General features: G+C 51.0%; 13 protein-coding genes, 1 other RNA gene and 1 pseudogene. 6 read left to right on the forward strand and 9 right to left on the reverse strand.

Annotation, left to right across the window (positions count from 1 at the left end):
• Positions 1–39: 39 nt before the first annotated feature.
• From GJQ69_RS02495 to GJQ69_RS02520, 6 genes are all read right to left on the reverse strand, one after another.
• The gene (locus GJQ69_RS02495) at positions 40–885 is read right to left on the reverse strand and encodes a metal ABC transporter permease (protein ID WP_174192835.1); all 846 of its coding nucleotides are present in this window, start codon (positions 883–885) and stop codon (positions 40–42) included.
• Entirely contained in the window at positions 882–1625 is a 744-nt protein-coding gene (locus GJQ69_RS02500) for a metal ABC transporter ATP-binding protein (protein ID WP_086036363.1), read from the reverse strand. Before GJQ69_RS02500 ends, GJQ69_RS02495 begins: the two co-directional genes overlap by 4 nt.
• 61 nt (positions 1626–1686) lie before the next feature.
• Positions 1687–2580, reverse strand: coding sequence for a metal ABC transporter substrate-binding protein (locus GJQ69_RS02505; protein ID WP_086036361.1), 894 nt, complete (start codon positions 2578–2580; stop codon positions 1687–1689).
• Between the two features lie 129 nt (positions 2581–2709).
• Positions 2710–3059, reverse strand: an RNA gene (gene rnpB, locus GJQ69_RS02510) — RNase P RNA component class A.
• Positions 3060–3227: 168 nt separating this feature from the next.
• Complete coding sequence (locus tag GJQ69_RS02515) at positions 3228–3743, reverse strand: YcxB family protein (RefSeq protein WP_086036359.1); 516 nt, start codon at positions 3741–3743, stop codon at positions 3228–3230.
• A 35-nt stretch (positions 3744–3778) separates the two neighbouring features.
• Positions 3779–5221: a nicotinate phosphoribosyltransferase gene (locus GJQ69_RS02520; RefSeq protein WP_086036357.1), complete on the reverse strand. Its 1443-nt coding sequence runs from the start codon at positions 5219–5221 to the stop codon at positions 3779–3781.
• A 399-nt stretch (positions 5222–5620) separates the two neighbouring features.
• On the opposite strand from GJQ69_RS02520, the gene GJQ69_RS02525 reads away from it, so the two are divergent.
• From GJQ69_RS02525 to GJQ69_RS02535, 3 genes are all read left to right on the forward strand, one after another.
• Positions 5621–5881, forward strand: a complete 261-nt coding sequence (locus tag GJQ69_RS02525; RefSeq protein ID WP_086036355.1) for a helix-turn-helix domain-containing protein — start codon at positions 5621–5623, stop codon at positions 5879–5881.
• 288 nt (positions 5882–6169) lie between these two features.
• Positions 6170–6796, forward strand: a complete 627-nt coding sequence (locus tag GJQ69_RS02530; RefSeq protein WP_174192836.1) for a potassium channel family protein — start codon at positions 6170–6172, stop codon at positions 6794–6796.
• A 13-nt stretch (positions 6797–6809) separates the two neighbouring features.
• The gene (locus GJQ69_RS02535) at positions 6810–7493 is read left to right on the forward strand and encodes a potassium channel family protein (protein WP_086036351.1); all 684 of its coding nucleotides are present in this window, start codon (positions 6810–6812) and stop codon (positions 7491–7493) included.
• A 96-nt stretch (positions 7494–7589) separates the two neighbouring features.
• On the opposite strand, the gene GJQ69_RS02540 is transcribed toward GJQ69_RS02535, so the two are convergent.
• The 3 genes from GJQ69_RS02540 to GJQ69_RS02550 all read right to left on the reverse strand — a co-directional run bounded on the left by GJQ69_RS02540 (position 7590) and on the right by GJQ69_RS02550 (position 11142).
• Positions 7590–8831 (reverse strand): hypothetical protein, encoded by a 1242-nt coding sequence (locus GJQ69_RS02540; protein WP_174192838.1) that lies wholly within the window; start codon positions 8829–8831, stop codon positions 7590–7592.
• A gap of 1035 nt (positions 8832–9866) precedes the next feature.
• Positions 9867–10067 (reverse strand): hypothetical protein, encoded by a 201-nt coding sequence (locus tag GJQ69_RS02545; protein WP_157658978.1) that lies wholly within the window; start codon positions 10065–10067, stop codon positions 9867–9869.
• 328 nt (positions 10068–10395) lie between these two features.
• On the reverse strand, positions 10396–11142 hold the full coding sequence (locus GJQ69_RS02550; RefSeq protein WP_086036344.1) for a M48 family metallopeptidase: 747 nt from the start codon (positions 11140–11142) through the stop codon (positions 10396–10398).
• Between the two features lie 295 nt (positions 11143–11437).
• On the opposite strand from GJQ69_RS02550, the gene GJQ69_RS02555 reads away from it, so the two are divergent.
• From GJQ69_RS02555 to GJQ69_RS02565, 3 genes and pseudogenes are all read left to right on the forward strand, one after another.
• Positions 11438–11869, forward strand: coding sequence for a MarR family winged helix-turn-helix transcriptional regulator (locus tag GJQ69_RS02555; RefSeq protein WP_086036342.1), 432 nt, complete (start codon positions 11438–11440; stop codon positions 11867–11869).
• Positions 11870–11916: 47 nt separating this feature from the next.
• On the forward strand, positions 11917–14139 hold the full coding sequence (locus GJQ69_RS02560; protein ID WP_174192842.1) for an ABC transporter ATP-binding protein: 2223 nt from the start codon (positions 11917–11919) through the stop codon (positions 14137–14139).
• Positions 14136–16015, forward strand: a pseudogene (locus GJQ69_RS02565) (ABC transporter ATP-binding protein). The gene GJQ69_RS02560 and the pseudogene GJQ69_RS02565 overlap by 4 nt, the downstream one beginning before the upstream one ends.
• The last annotated feature ends 119 nt before the right edge of the window (positions 16016–16134 follow it).

Raw genomic sequence — 16134 nt, forward strand, 5'->3', positions numbered from 1 at the left:
TCACCTGCTTTTAGAATTTGAATATATACTTTGGTACCTTTAGGCGCGTTCGGAGCGTTTTCCAATAAAAAACGAAAGGAAGAAAATAACGGCCGCGACCAGTACGATTGTGCCGCCTGTAGCTGTGCCGGTGTAGTAGCTGATAATTAGGCCGGAAATGCCGGATACCAGGCTGATGCCAATGGACCAGAAGTGATAACTGCGCATGGAATGGGCGAGGTTACGGGCAGCTGCCGCCGGCAGCACCAAAAGGGAGTTGATAAGCAGAATGCCTACCCACTTAATGGTGGAAGTCACCAGCACGGCGACCAAAACAACAAAGATGTTCTGCAGGAGCCGGACCGGGATGTTCTTGCTGGCGGCGAGGTCGGCATTGACACTGGTCAGCAAAAACGGGTTAAAGAAGAGAATCCACAGCAGAATGACCGCGGCCAACAGCACAGCCAGCAGGGCGATTTCCTGCGGCTGTACCGTCAGAATGTCGCCAATTAGGTAGCTGGAGTATTTGGCAAAGCCGCCGGTTGCGGAAAGCAGAACAATGCCCAGTGCCATGCCGACGGACGCAAAGACGCTGATAATGGTGTCGGCGCTGGAAGTGCCGCTGCCGATAACCGCCGAAATGCCCAGCGCGAATAATAGGGCGAACCCCATCATAGACAGCAGGTAGTTGTCCGTACCCAGCAGGACGCCAATCGCAATACCGGTCAGGGCCGAATGGCCGAGCGCATCGCTGAAAAAGGAGAGCTTGTTATTGACAATCATGGTGCCCACCAGACCGAACAGCGGCGTGATGAGCAAAATGGCCAGCAGCGCATTTTTCATATAGACAAATTCTGTCCAGTCAAAAGGCAGGATGGTGTCGATAAATGAATAAATGGCATTCAATGGAAATCACCTCCCGCCAGTTTCAGACCGAACGCTTCCTGCACAGCGTCAGTTTTCATTACCTCAGCGACCGGACCGCTGACCACAATGGTGTGGCTGATGAGCGCGGCACGGGTTGCGTATTTCATTACATGGGAAAGGTCATGCGAAACCAAAATAATCGGCATTTCATGCTGTTTGCGCATATGTGTAACAAGGTCGTAAAACAATTCGATGCCCTTGCGGTCCACAGCGGAAACCGGTTCATCCAGCAGCAGCAGGTCCGGCATGGGGTGCAGGGCAAAGGCAAGCAGTACACGCTGCAGTTCGCCGCCGGAAAGCGCGCCCAGCCGTTTGGGCAGCAGGTCCGGTGAACCGCCCACGCGCCGCAGCATTTCCGCGGCAAAGTCACGCTGCTCTTTGCGGTGGCCGAGCCATACCGGAAAATGGGTTAGGTTGGCGCACAGCATATCCTGCACAGTCACAGGTGTGGCTCGGTCAAATACTAGGTTTTGCGGGACATAGCCAATATGCGGGTCCGTCAGTTTTTTGCCACCGGCATCGTGGAAAGTGATGGTGCCGGTGTAGGGAATACGTCCCAACAGCGCCTTGAGCAGGGTGCTTTTTCCGGCACCATTCTGGCCGATGAGGGCCATGATTTCGCCGTGGTGTACGTCCAAATTCACATCATGCAAGATCTGCGCACCGTGGCGGCGTACGCCCAAATTCCGAATGATGGTGTTGCATTTACAGGTTGTCATGGTAGAATCTCTCCTTGTACAGAACAAATAGCCAATCGGGCGGGGGAAAGGTCCCGCCGCTCTATGCCAGCGCCTTTTGCAGCGTTTGTGTATTTTTCTCCATGGCCTTTAAATAAGCGTCACGGTCATAACTGCCGGTCACAGCCGGGTCCAGTTTATAAAAAGCGGCGCCGCTTTCCTGCGCGATAATCTGTGCGGCGGACTGTTCGTACTGCGGTTCCGCAAAAACCGCCTTTACGCCGCTTTGCCGAATCATGCGGATGGTTTCCGCAAGTTCTTTGGCACTGGGCTGGCTGTCCGGTTCCCGCTGAACGGTCTGTACGATGTTGAGGTGAAATTCCTTGGCGAAATACGGAAAAGCCTCGTGAAAGGTAATGATGTCCCGGTGCGGCAGGTGGTCCAGTTCCGTATGCATACGGGTGCGCAGGGTTCGCAGCTTTTTTAGGTAGATATCAGCATTGGCACGGTATTGTGCGGCATGGGGCGGGTCCGCCTTTTCCAGTCCGGCGGTGATATTCTGTACCTGCTGCATATAGTTGCTGATGCTTACCCACAGGTGTGGGTTGACTTCACCGGTCTTATCCGTGATGTGAGATACACCGGTGCTGCTGTCCAGCACGGTCAAATGGGGCAGCTGGTCGGTTACGCGGGACATGAAGCTTTCCATGCCGGCACCGTTAATAATGAATAAGTTTGCCTGTGACAGAGCCTGCATATCGGCACTTTGCAGCTGATAGTCGTGCAGGCAGCCGGTTTGCTGGCCGGCCATGTTGTCCACCTGCACGCCCTGTATGCCATTTGTAATATTGATGGACATAATATATACAGGGTAAAAGGAAGCCATAATGTGGAACGACGCCTTTTGCGCAGGGCGGCGCGCACAGCCTGCGCAGGTACCCAGCAGCAAAACTGTCGCCAAAAATGCAGTAGTGATTTTTTGAAGGAACTGTTTCATAGCAACACACACTTTCTAAATGCAAATAATTTGCATTCCCGAGTATAGCACGGCAAAAACGGGATGTCAAGAAGGGGTGGCAAAGAAAAAAGCAAAATAAAAAACCGCTGGGAATATTCCCAAGCGGTTTTTGTGACCAAACCTATAAGCCGGGTTCTGTTTAGACGGTCATCTATCTTGGCCGGGCGTTGCCGCCGCGGCTCAGTGCCACCTTCCCGGGACGCGCCGGGCCGACGCTTTGTGTCCCTCTGCGGTGTTGCTCCGGATAGGGTTTGCATAGCCGTCAGGTCTCCCTGACGCTGGTGAGCTCTTGCCTCGCCTTTCCATCCTTACCGCGGAAAACCGCGGCGGTCGTTTTCTGTTGCACTTTCCCTGGGGTCGCCCCCGGCGGCTGTTAGCCGTTATCCTTGCCCTATGAAGCCCGGACTTTCCTCGGAAGTTTGCTTTCGCGCATCCCCCGCGGCCGTCCAGTTTGCTCACAACTTCTTTATTATAGAAGAAAGTTTACGGCGCGTCAAGGGCCGACAGGCAGTTACCTCAGGATGCCATAGCCGCCGACTTCCTGAAAACCAATGTGTTGATAAATGTGGCTGCCTTTTTTCTTCACTTTCTGCTAAATTTCCAAAAAGCAGGTGGCTTTTGGAAATTTAATGGTAAATATATTTTACACGAGGGCATTTTTGACAAATAAGCTGCTGAAAAGTTTCCGTCGTTCCAAGGGTGAAGCCATCTTTTGCGGCGACAACCGCGATAGACTGCTGAACAACCAAAATAATAAGATTTTTCGTTTCGTTAATCTGTGTAATCTGTGTGTAGTCAAAGAATGACTCACCGCTGTTGGAGGACGTTACCCGAATACGGTCAGAAAATGACGTTGTCACTTCCCGTGGCTTGCCACCGTTTACAAGCAGCTGCTGTTTATATCCGCGCTTCGCCAGCGTATTGCGCAGAAGAGGTGTGTAAAAGAACATAAACACAGATAAAACCAGACAGACAATGAACGGAACCGTTTCTTGTTCTGCGAAAAAGCAAACCGCTACGGCTGCCAGCACGGAGGCTGTAATCAGTGCCACAGCCTTTGCTCCTTTGCGGAAAACTGCGTTAACATATTCCCGGTAGAGTTCCGGTGACCAAACAATATGGCTGACAAAAAGATTTTCCATAGATACTCCTCATTAGGCGGGGGGTGTTTTTCTTGTTAATAGGTATATTCGTCCAACATTTTCTGTTTGATGTCCCACAGCGGACGGGAGAGGTCCACATAGTAGCGGTGCGGGTTGTCAAAGCGGAGCACTTCATCCCACAGGGTACCCACCTGCTTTGTGCACTCATCCTGCAGCTGCTTCAGAGTCTTTTCCTTGGCAATGCACTTGCCATGGTCGAAAATCTTCTTACGCAGCGGGACAGCATGGAAGTTAGTGATTACCTTGCGTTTCCAGACGTGCACGGGGTCGAAAATCTCATACGGTTTTGTGTCGTCAATGGTTTCGTTGTACAACGTGATGACATCGGCAATCGCCTTGCCGCTGGTGCGGTCGAACAGGCGCCACAGTTTTTTAAAGCACGGTGTGGTGATTTTGCTGACATTTTCACTGACCTTGATTTTCGGGGTAATATTACCGTTTTTGTCTTCTACGGCGGACAGCTTGTACACGCCGCCGAAAACCGGATGGCTGCTGCTGGTAATGAGCCGTTCGCCGACACCGAAGGAGTCCACCGGTGCGCCTTGAATCAGCATATCCTGAATTAGATGCTCGTCCAGAGAGTTGCTGGCACAGATTTTGCAGTCCGGGAAACCGGCATCGTCCAGCATCTTCCGGGCCTTTTTGGTCAGATAAGTAATATCACCGCTGTCAATGCGAATGCCGGCAGGACGGTAGCCGCGCGGGAGCACTTCTTCATTGAAGATTTTAATGGCGTTCGGTACGCCGGATTTCAGTACGTTATAAGTGTCGACCAGCAGGGTGCAGGCATTGGGATATTCCCGGGCATAGGCACGGAAAGCGTCCTCTTCGCTGTCGAAAAGCTGTACCCAGCTGTGTGCCATGGTGCCCATGGCCGGAACACCGAAGTCACGGTCGCAGATGGTGCAGGCCGTGCCGCAGCAGCCGCCAATATAGGCAGCACGTGCGCCCAGTGTGGCGCCGTCGGCACCCTGTGCCCGGCGGGAGCCGAACTCCATAACCGGGCGGCCCTGTGCGGCGCGCACAATTCGGTTAGCCTTGGTGGCAATCAGGCTTTCGTGGTTAATGGTCAGCAGAATCATGGTTTCAACAAACTGAGCCTGAATAACCGGCCCGCGCACGGTCAAAATCGGTTCACCGGGGAAGATGGGCATGCCTTCCGGCACAGCCCACACATCACACGCAAAATGGAAGTCCTGCAGGTATTGCAGAAAGCCTTCACTAAAAATTCCGCAGCCGCGCAGGTAGGCAATGTCCTCCGGCTCGAAGTGCAGGTTCTTTAGGTAATCCATCATCGGCTGTACACCCGCCATAATCGCAAAGCCGCCGTTGTCCGGTACCTCACGGAAAAACATATCAAAATAAGCAATTCGGTCCTTAAAACCATTGTTAAAGTATCCGTTTGCCATTGTGATTTCGTAAAAGTCTGTCAGCATGGTCAGGTTCGTTTTTTCCATGATGTTTCCTTTCGTTTTAAACGGTTATCTATTCTGTCATCTTGTGAGATTGCTGCATACTATAAAAAGGAAGTGATAATGCCCCTATTATATCAAAAACGAGAGAGAATAACAAACAAATTTTCATTTTTTCAACAAAAGCCATGCAATAGGAAGAAAAAGACGTCACTTCGTATTTTTTCAATATAAATAGTCATAATAGTAGACATTATTTGTGCAAATTATGAAAAAATATTGTTAATATCCTTGCATTGGGGCCAAAATTCGATTATACTATAAATGAATTTATTTGTTATGACCGTGTTCCTACTAAAATCTGATTGTATGCGGCCGTGCGCTCTGGCTGTCAGCTGTGCCCGGCTGCTTTGGCAATCTGCTGAAAACAGGAGATGAACGAAATTGAGATTACGCAAGCAGGCGCTGGGCAGCCGCAATTTGGTAGGCGCCCGCGTGGAAGCAACCCGCAAAAGCGAAGGGATGAAACAAAAAGAGCTGCTGGCACAGCTGCAGGTGCAGGGGGTAGATATGAACGCTTCCGGCCTTTCTAAACTGGAAGGCCAGCTGCGCTATGTTACGGATTTTGAACTGGTAGCGCTTGCCAAAGTTTTCAACGTCTCAGTAGATTGGCTGCTGGGGCTGACCGACAAACGCGAACCGTAAAATTAAATGAGCAGGAGTCGCTTTTTGCCCCACAGACGGAGCACTGGGCGGCCTACTTTATCTGTATTTTCTGCGCCCCGTTTCCTTTTGGAAGCGAGGCGCTTTTTGTGCCTAATAGAAAGTATGGTGGCCATCTTGCCATTTTAGGTAGGCTGTGCTATGATAATGGCATTCTTCTTTCATATGGTTGTTATAGTATATCAAAATGTATATAGTCCCCGGCGGCGTTCAGATACCTGAAAAAGGAGAACGGCTTTTACGGGCTGGCAGGGAGGATGAACAAAAACTATGAACGTGTTGGTAATCGGATGTGGGCGCCTGGGTGTCCGTCTGGCGGCCATGCTGGACGAACGTGGCCATGAGGTCGTTGTGGTCGATGAGTCCGCTGGTGCATTGGAACGCTTGCCGGATAGCTTCAGCGGACAGGCCATTACTGGAATGCCCATGGACATGAGTGTCCTGAGAAGTGCTGGCATTGAAAATTGTGACGCGGTCGCGGTGGTTACGCCGGATGATAATTTGAACATTACCATTTCACAGGTGGCGCGCGAATTTTTCCACATTGATAATGTAGTGGCCCGCATCAGTGACCCTATGCGGGAAAGAGTTTTTGCAGCGTTTGGGCTGCACACAGTCTGTCCGACTAAGATGGCCTGCGCGTCGCTTTACAATGCACTGACAGAACCATGGGAGAGCCGGGAGCTTACGTTTGGTACAGCGACCGTTTCTTTCCGTGTTTGGGCAGCTGACCATATGGTCATTGGGCAGCCGCTGTCAAAGGTACCACATTTTCAAGACGAAACGGTCTTTGCGGTGGTTCACCGCAACGGCCGTCTGGAGCTGGCGGATGCTGTCAGCAAAGAACAGGAAATTACCATGGGCGACCATATCATTCTGGCGTCTATAGCGGACTAAGGGGGCAGGCAAGATGAATATTGTCATCATGGGCGGCGGAAAACTGGGCCGTCAGCTGGCCCGCAATATGCTGGACCGCAAATGCACGGTACATTTGATTGAAAAAAACAAGGCACGCTGTATGTGCCTTGCGAATGAACTGGACATAGAGATTATCTGCGGTGACGGTACAGAGCTGGAAGTCCTGCAGCGCGCCCGGACCAAGGATGCCAATTGCTTTCTGGCGGTCGGCGGCAGTGACCAGGACAACTTGGTCGCCTGTCAGCTGGCACGGCGGGAATTTGGTGTGCAGAAGGTCATTGCCCGCGCGAATGACCCGCGGAACCTGCCGGTACTGCGGACACTTGGTACAGAAATTGTAGTCAGCAGCACCGAAATTATCACAAACCTGATTGAACAGCAGGTGGACATGGCGGAAATGCGTTTGCTGGCAACCCTAAACAAGGGCCGTGCGGCTATCTGCGCGGTGACGCTGCCGAAAAACACACGGTTGCGCGGTGTCGCTCTGAAAAACCTGAAGCTGCCGAATGGCTCATTGGTTATTTCTGTCGTTCGGGGCGAAAAAATGGTTGTGCCAAACGGTGAAACAATTTTTCAGCCGCTGGACGAGATTGTGGCTGTCTGTGAAGGAGATTCGCAGGCAAAGCTGCAGGATCTGTTAACGGCAATCACTACCAAACAGAGTGTGACTCACTAAATAAAACAGCAAAGCGGCGGCAGTGGTTGAAACTGCCGCCGCTTTTTAGCGAACCGTACAGGCAAAGACTTGATAAAAGGGATGCTTTTGTATACTTTATTGGCAGATAAATGAAATGATTTCAGACCATGTCTGCTGCATTTTGTGGAACTGGCGGTTGTGCTCCGGCACTTTTTCCGCATAGTGATGCATGTCCGTATACAGATTATGAAAATCGCTGTTGTTGAAATAGGAGCAGACGTAGGGGAGGGACTGCTCCAACCCGGTCAGGGAATTTTTCATAATCTCTGAAAAGTTTTCCGGCTGCGTCAGGTATGTATACAGTGGCTTGTAGCGTGCCCAGCCGATGCAGGCTTTGTAAAAGCGGTTATTGACTTCTACCGAGTCATACAGAGAAATCTTTTCCAGCGACAGCGGCAGAACACCTTTCAGCAGCGAGCCGTAAAAAGAGAAGCCGTCGTGAAATGTGTAAACGGGAATCCGCTTAACATTATAGTTGCTGAGGCAGGTGCTTAAAATACTGTCCTCACCGCGCGCGCCCGGCGGATTGTAGAAGGGCAGTACCCGCTCCGGGTTTGTCAGGTTGATGCCGATGTTGCTGCCGCTGATGAACTTGGCACCGTTTACTTCCGGCACCAGCTCTGCCTGATGTGTACTTAAAACATTTTTGTCCGCGTAAGTGACGCCGCCGCAGCGAATCAGCCGGCTGACGTCTTCCCATTTCAGGACGTCACTGCTCAGTGCGTCGGTGAACTGGTGGAAAATGTTTTCCGGCAAAATACCATCAAATTCAATCGCCGGGACCGGCGTTAGGTAGCCGCAGTGGTAACCATAGGTAATGTCAGAAAACTGCAGGTACTTAATGTGTTCCTCCATAACGTGCTGGCCGCTCCACAGGGTAGCGCCGCCCGATTCCGTTACGGCAAGCGGATATTCATCATCGTCCAGAAAAATCAGGCCGTCCACCTTTTCCCGCAGTGCCTCAAATAAAATGATATTTCGCTGTACGGCATAGCCAGTGCCGAACGCCTGGCCAACCTCTTTCGAGGAAAGACCGGTGTCTTTTGCCAAACGGTCCTTTTCGGCCTGAATATCCTCCGGGCCGATAAACCGGCAAATGTGAAATGTCTGCCGCTCTTCCTCCGTCAGATTGTCGTAGTCCGCTCTCGTAGTGTTGCTGTAAGAGGGGTCGTAAGCGACAAACAGGGAGATAAGCATGTTGTGGTCATATAGAAAGTTGGTTTCCTGCAAATGATAGATATATGCGCGCAGAACATTTTGAAAGCCAATGCGTCCTGTAGCGAACCCAATCGCTACGTGAATTCTTCCGTCGACCATACTTGTTCCTTCTTCCATATTATAATATACCTATCCTATTATATAACTCGGCGGATAAAAATGCAAAAATTGTAATTTCGGTGAACAACCGAACAGGCCCTTGGCAACCGGACAGCCGACTTCACTTTCCACAAATTGTATTGTAAGCATTAAACCTTCGCCGTGTATGTCCTTTTTCGGTGCGGTAGATAAAAAAAGAAGCAGAGATTTTTTGGTATCTATTTCTTTACACTCTCATACTATAGTATGGAAGCAGGATGAATGTAAGGCTGGCGACTGTATTTTCGGTGCATGAACCAACAACAGAAACAGTTTAATAAATCAGCGGCCGATGCAAAGCGGATACAAATAATCCGAAGGAAATTTGCATTCCGGAACGGGGGAAAGCGCAGAAACGACACACGGGAATAACAACCGGCATACAAAAAACAGCGAACAGCGGATGCGACGGAGTCAGCCACAGCGTTCGGATAGCTCTGGAAACGGCGAGTCTTTCCTGCTGTGTTCGGCTTTTTAAAGGACAGAATAGTGTTGTCATCCTTTTGCAGGAAAGAAAAGGAATATGCATAAATAGCTGTGTGAAAATGCGGAATACCAAAAAAAGCAGAAGGAATTTCCATGAAAGCCTGATACGGGCATTCAGCATGGCACTGCTTTCAGCGAAAAATCAGACCGAAAATTCCGTATTTTTACCGTAAAAAGTAGGGAATCAGCTATGCCAAGGCAGCTTTTGCTGTTTTGAAAGAAAAGCAGAGAATGCTTTCCCCAATGTATACAGTTTTTCCTCCTATTGTTGAAAGCGAATATTGCACATTTACGTCTTGCATTTTTAAAAAGATATGGTTATACTATAGTGCAGGACAGGGACGTTCATGACAGATATTGTACATGGGCGCCTTTCCTTTTACAGAATCGTCCGGTCCGGGCTTTTACAAAAAGCACGTTTCCAGCGGGCTGCGGCGGCGGACAACAGTGCGGCAGACCTTTTGCGAACGGAGATAAAGGACTTGGTTTCCTTTTTCCGTGCGCAGGTTTTTAGGCCGCCTTGTCCATCGTCGGCCCGGGCAGCGGTGCTTTTCCCTGCAGAGACGGAAAGACGACGAACGCTGGTACGGTTTCCGTACAGGACGCCGGCAGCATGAAAGGCTTGTCCAATGGCGGTACGTCCCACCTCGGTACACAGCGAATGCTGTAGAGGTCCTGCTCGTAGGCAGCCGAAACGTGTCCTGCCTGCACATCTTTTGCGGCAGAGTCCGGCTTTTTGCACGGTCCCCGAAAGGGGAGACCAGCAGCTTGGATTTTCCCCGAAAAAGTGCGGCGGCAGGTACTGCGGTTTTGGTTTATGCGGGTTTTCAGGACATTTGATTATAGCAGAACTGTATAGCACTGACGGATTGTGCCGACCTGACAATCTGGCTGTTGACGAAAAGACTTTTCCGTTTCGCGGCAATTTATGCGGCGGGAAAAGTCCTTATTCCGAACTGAAATAAGCTCCGGGCAGAGGAACTGTTTTTACATTCCTGTATGCCGGGGCTTTTTTGTTGCCTTTTTGCCAAAAATGCAGCTATTCATTATAAAAAACAGCGTAAGCTGGACTTTTCAGCAGCTGTGTCTGCTGCCGGTAATCTGGTATAACGCGTTCCAGTTCCGCGTAAAACGCGCGGGAATGGTCCGGATGCAGAAAATGGACATATTCATGCAGGACAACTGCCTGCACACAGAAAGCAGGTGTTTCCAACAGGTGGGTGCTGAATGTGACTACATGCTTTGTCGGAATGCAGCTGCCCCAGCGGGAAATCATGCGGCGTACCCGCAGGGTAATGTTTTGTGGGAGACAGCGGTCTGCCAGCAGGTCCTGTGCCTGCAGGGCAGCCTGTGTAAAAATGGCTTGGCAGGTATCCCGCAGCCAGCGGTCCATTTGCGCTTTCCGCTTTTTGGCGGTTGACTCCGCCGGCACCCGCAGGAAAAGTGCCGCGCCCTGCCGCTGTACACTGGCAGGAAAACCGGTTTGAACCTGTAGTGTCAACATTTGTCCCAGTACACGAAACTGCTCGCCGCTTTCATATTGATGGACCGGAGGCTGCAGAACCGCACATTGTTTTATCCGCTCCCGTGCAGAAAGCAGGAAGCGGCTTTTTTTCTGCAAAATATGTTCCACTTCGGCCGCCGGCACCCATTCTGCGGCGGAAACAACAGCGGTGCCGTCGGTGCGGACGTGGATATTGATATTTTTGACAGGTTTCCGTACCAATAAATAAGGCATTTGTATTTCGCCGCAGCGAATACTGCCACGGACAACGGCATTTTCCATCGCTTTCGCTCCTTTTCTTCTATCTTAACACACGAGTGCTCCCAGGAAAAGTTCCACACGGGACTTGACAGTGCGCATTTCCCGAAACACTATGCATTATACACGATTCAGTACATAGCATTTCGCTGCAGACGAAATGAATACCGTGGACGTACGGCAAATGCGCTATGCCGAAAAAAGCAGTTGACATTTGTTTTAAAATTGTTTATAATACTTAATTATTCATGTACTGCAATTATTAAAGCTACTTTACAGTTGCGGTGCTGTCATTTTCAGGAGAGGGGGCGAGAACGTGATGAATGCCAAACACAGCAGACTGTTTGCGGCGGCCAGCAGAGTACGCAAAACCAGCGGGCGGATGCATCGACTGTCCGGCATTACACCCGGCGAGTGGTTTGTATTGTGCCATCTGTTGCATTTACAGCAGGAGCATGATGTGCGTGCCAGCGACCTTGGCCGCCAGATACACATGAGTCGCTCGGCCATCAGCCAAATGCTGCGTTCGCTGGAACAAAAGGGTCTAATAGAGCGCACAAACAGCGAACGTGACCGCCGTGTGGTGTATGTTCGCATGACGGACAGCGGCCGTGACCGCTACCAGGAGCTCACCGCGGTTATGGCAGAGAAAATGGACCGTGTGCTGGGCAGCCTTGGCGAAGAAAAAGAAGAACAGCTGACTTCACTGCTGAACGAGCTGGCCGATGCCATGCAGGACGAGCTGACATAACCACGGCAGTGCTGTATACCGTTTTTCACGCAGAAAGGAAGGAAACTATGCGCCGAATTTCCCGCTATTTCAAAACCTATTTCGGCCCGATTCTGCTGGCAGTACTGCTGCTGTTTGCGCAGGCAATGTGCGATTTGTCTCTGCCAAACTACATGAGCAATATCGTCAATACCGGCATTCAGCAGGGCGGCATTACCAATGCTGCCCCCAGTGCTGTCAGCACAAAAGGACTGCAGTTTTTCAAAAATTTTATGTCGCAGGATCAGAAAACGCTGATTGACAACAGTTATCAGCTGGTTCAAAAGGGCACGGATACTTCCAGCTATCCGCAGAACAAAACCGAGGATATTTATGAACTAAAGGACAGCGCCGACCGTCAGGCGGTCAGTAACCTGTTCGGTGAAACGACATGGACTTTTATCAATACAATGAAGTTCCTGCAAAGCAAAATGGGCAGCAAGGCTTCCACCACGCAGGACAGCTCCACACAGACAGATGTCAGCAATATCGATTTTTCCAAGCTGTACCAGATGGAGCCGATGCTGGCGCGTGTGCCACAGCAGACCTTTGCGGACGCCCGTAAAAAGGCCGCCGGTGTGCAGGACAGTATGAAGCTGCAGAGCGGCGCTGTGTTGGTTAAGGCTTTCTACCAGGAACTGGGTGTTGACACAGCGCAAATCGAACAAAACTATATCATACGGGAAGGGCTGTATATGCTGCTCTTTACGCTGGGCAGTGTTGCCGCCGCCATTTTGGTGGGGCTGCTGGCCTCCCGTGTTTCGGCCGGCATGAGCCGTGACCTGCGCCGTGACGTCTTTAACCGTGTCAATGCTTTTTCAAATACCGAATTTGATAAATTCAGCACGGCGTCCCTCATCACGCGCACGACCAACGATATCACACAGGTGCAGATGGTCGTGCTCATGGGAATCCGCATGCTGTTCTACGCACCCATGATGGCCCTCGGCGGCATTACCATGGCCGTGCGCAAGAGCGTTTCTATGACATGGATTATTGCGCTGGCGGTCATTGTGCTGATTGGTTTGGTAGGCGTGATTTTCTCCATTGCGCTGCCGCGCTTTAAGAAAATGCAGAGTCTGATTGACCGCATGAACCTTGTGGCCCGCGAAAACCTAACTGGTTTGATGGTGACGCGCGCCTTCAGCAACCAGAACTTTGAAGAAAAGCGCTTTGATAAGGCTAACCGTAACCTGACGGACAACCAGCGCTTTGTCAACCGCCTGATGGCGATTATGATGCCGGTTATGATGCTGGTTATGAACGGCATTTCTCTGCTCATTGTCTGGGTAGGCGCTCATCAGGTAGCACAGAGCCGGATTCAGGTGGGCGATATGATGGCCTATATGCAGTACGCCATACAGATTATCATCAGCTTCCTGTTCATTTCCGCTATTTTCATTTTCCTGCCGCGTGCTTCTGTATCAGCGGGCCGTATTGCCGATATTATTGAAACCGAACCTGCTGTGCAGGACCCGCCGGAGCCAAAAGCGTTTCGTCCGGAAAAGAAGGGCTGCGTGGAGTTCCGCCAAGTTTCTTTCCGGTATCAGGGGGCACAGGAAGATGTTCTGCACAACATCAGCTTTACCGCGGAACCGGGACAGACAACGGCCTTTATTGGTTCGACCGGCTCCGGAAAAAGCACGCTTATCAATTTAATTCCTCGTTTTTATGATGTAACGGAAGGTGCGGTTTATGTAGACGGACTGGACGTTCGGCAGGCTTCCCAGAAGGACCTGCGCGCACGCATTGGCTATGTCCCGCAGAAAGGCGTGCTGCTTTCCGGCACCATTGCATCCAACCTGCGTTACGGCAAGGCGGACGCTACTGATGAAGAACTCAATGCCGCGGCACAGGTGGCACAGGCTACGGAATTTATCAGTACCATGCCGGACGGTATGCAGACATCTATCTCACAGGGTGGCAGCAACGTTTCCGGCGGCCAAAAGCAGCGGTTGTCCATTGCCCGCGCTTTGGCAACCGGCGCGCAGATTTATCTGTTTGATGACAGCTTTTCTGCGCTGGACTTTAAGACGGACGCTGCGCTGCGCGCTGCCCTGAAAACACAGATTTCCGGCGCGACAGTGCTGCTGGTGGCACAGCGTGTTTCCACCATTATGGACGCGGACCAGATTATTGTACTGGATGAAGGGAAAATTGTGGGGCGCGGAACACACCGCGAACTGCTGAATACCTGCCCAACCTATTACGAGATTGCCTCCAGCCAGCTGACAAAGGAGGAATTAGCATGAATACAGAGAAGCCCTCCCGTCCACAAAGGCATCACGGTCCCATGGGCGGCCCGCCCGTGGGTGTACCCGGCGAAAAAGCAAACGACTTTTTCGGTACGCTGAAAAAACTTGCCCATTATCTTGGCAGGTATAAACTGCAGATTCTGCTGGTTCTCCTGTTTGCCGTATGTTCCGCCGCTTTTATGATTGTCGGGCCGAAAGTTCTTGGCAAGGCCACTACGGAGGTTTTTACCGGCCTCATGAACCAGATTTCCGGTACAGGGCAGGGTATCAATTTTACCCGTATTGGGCAGATTCTATTGTTCCTGCTGGCACTGTATCTGGTCAGTTCTGCCTTTAATTATGCGCAGGGCTGGATTATGACCGGCGTTACCATGAACGTGACCTATCAGCTGCGCAGGGATATTGCCGGCAAGATTCAGCGGCTGCCATTTTCCTACTATGATACGACAACCAACGGCGAAGTCCTTTCCCGCCTGACCAACGATGTGGATACCATCTCGCAGAGTCTCAACCAGTCCATGACACAGATTATCACCAGTGTGACGCAGCTAATTGGTATTTTGATTATGATGTTCTCCATCAACTGGCAGATGTCGCTGGTGGCGCTGTGCATTATTCCGCTGTCCGGTTTGGTTATTCTGTTTGTTGTCAAGCATTCACAGAAATACTTTAAACAGCAGCAGGACTACCTTGGCCATGTAAACGGTCATATCGAGGAAATGTATGGCAGCCATGTCGTTGTGCAGGCCTTTAACGGACAGGAAAGAAACGAAAAAACATTTTCCGGCTATAATGAAAACCTGTACCATTCGGCATGGAAAAGTCAGTTCTTTTCCAGCCTGCTGCAGCCGATTATGATTTTTATCGGCAATGTCGGATTTGTGGTCGTCTGCATTCTGGGCGGCTGGTACGCGATCAAAGGGTTTATCACGGTCGGCGATATTCAGGCGTTCACGCAGTATGTACGTCAGTTTACGCAGCCTATTCAGCAGGTGGCCAACATTTCCAACGTCATGCAGTCCACAGCGGCTGCGGCGGAGCGTGTTTTTGATTTCTTAGAGGAAAAAGAGGAACCGAAGGACAGCCCAAATGCCATCACGCTGAATATAACGGATAAGCCGGACACTGAGCTGAATGTTCATATCCGCGGCAGTGTGCAGTTCGCGCACGTCAGCTTTGGCTATACACCGCAGAAAACCATTATCCATGACTTCTGTGCCCAGGTAGAGCCTGGTAGCGGGTGGCAATCGTCGGCCCGACCGGTGCAGGAAAGACCACTATGGTTAAGCTGCTGATGCGCTTCTATGATGTCGGCAGCGGTGCCATTCTGGTGGACGGCTACGATATTCGTGACTTTAAGCGCAGCAATTTGCGGACGCTGTTCGGCATGGTACTGCAGGATACATGGCTGTACAACGCGACCATTCGGGAAAATATCCGCTACGGCCGGCAGGACGCTACAGATGAACAGGTGCTTACCGCGGCAAAATGTGCGCAGGTGGACCACTTTGTCCGTACATTGCCCGGCGGATATGACATGGTGCTGAATGAGGATGCCAGCAATGTCAGTCAGGGCCAAAAACAGCTGCTGACGATTGCACGCGCATTCCTTGCGGACCCGCAGATTTTGATTTTGGATGAAGCTACTTCCAGCGTGGATACCCGTACAGAGATTATGATACAGAAGGCAATGGGCGAACTGATGAAAGGCCGTACTTCATTCATCATTGCGCACCGACTGTCCACTATCCGTGGCGCTGATTTGATTTTGGTCATGGACCACGGCGACATTGTGGAACAGGGCACGCACACTTCCCTGATGGCTAAGGGCGGCTTCTATGCCAAACTTTACAACAGCCAGTTTACGGACTGAAAAACGGCATGCTTTTTGGACCGCTTGCAGGATAAAACCTGCGGTGGCCCATTTTTTATTCTCGTTTGTAGAGGAATAGACAGAACGGACAAAATAGATGGATTTTCCGCCCTGTTTGT

Origin of the sequence: Caproicibacterium lactatifermentans (genome assembly GCF_013315815.1) — a bacterium.
Classification (GTDB): Bacteria; Bacillota; Clostridia; order Oscillospirales; family Acutalibacteraceae; genus Caproicibacterium; species Caproicibacterium lactatifermentans.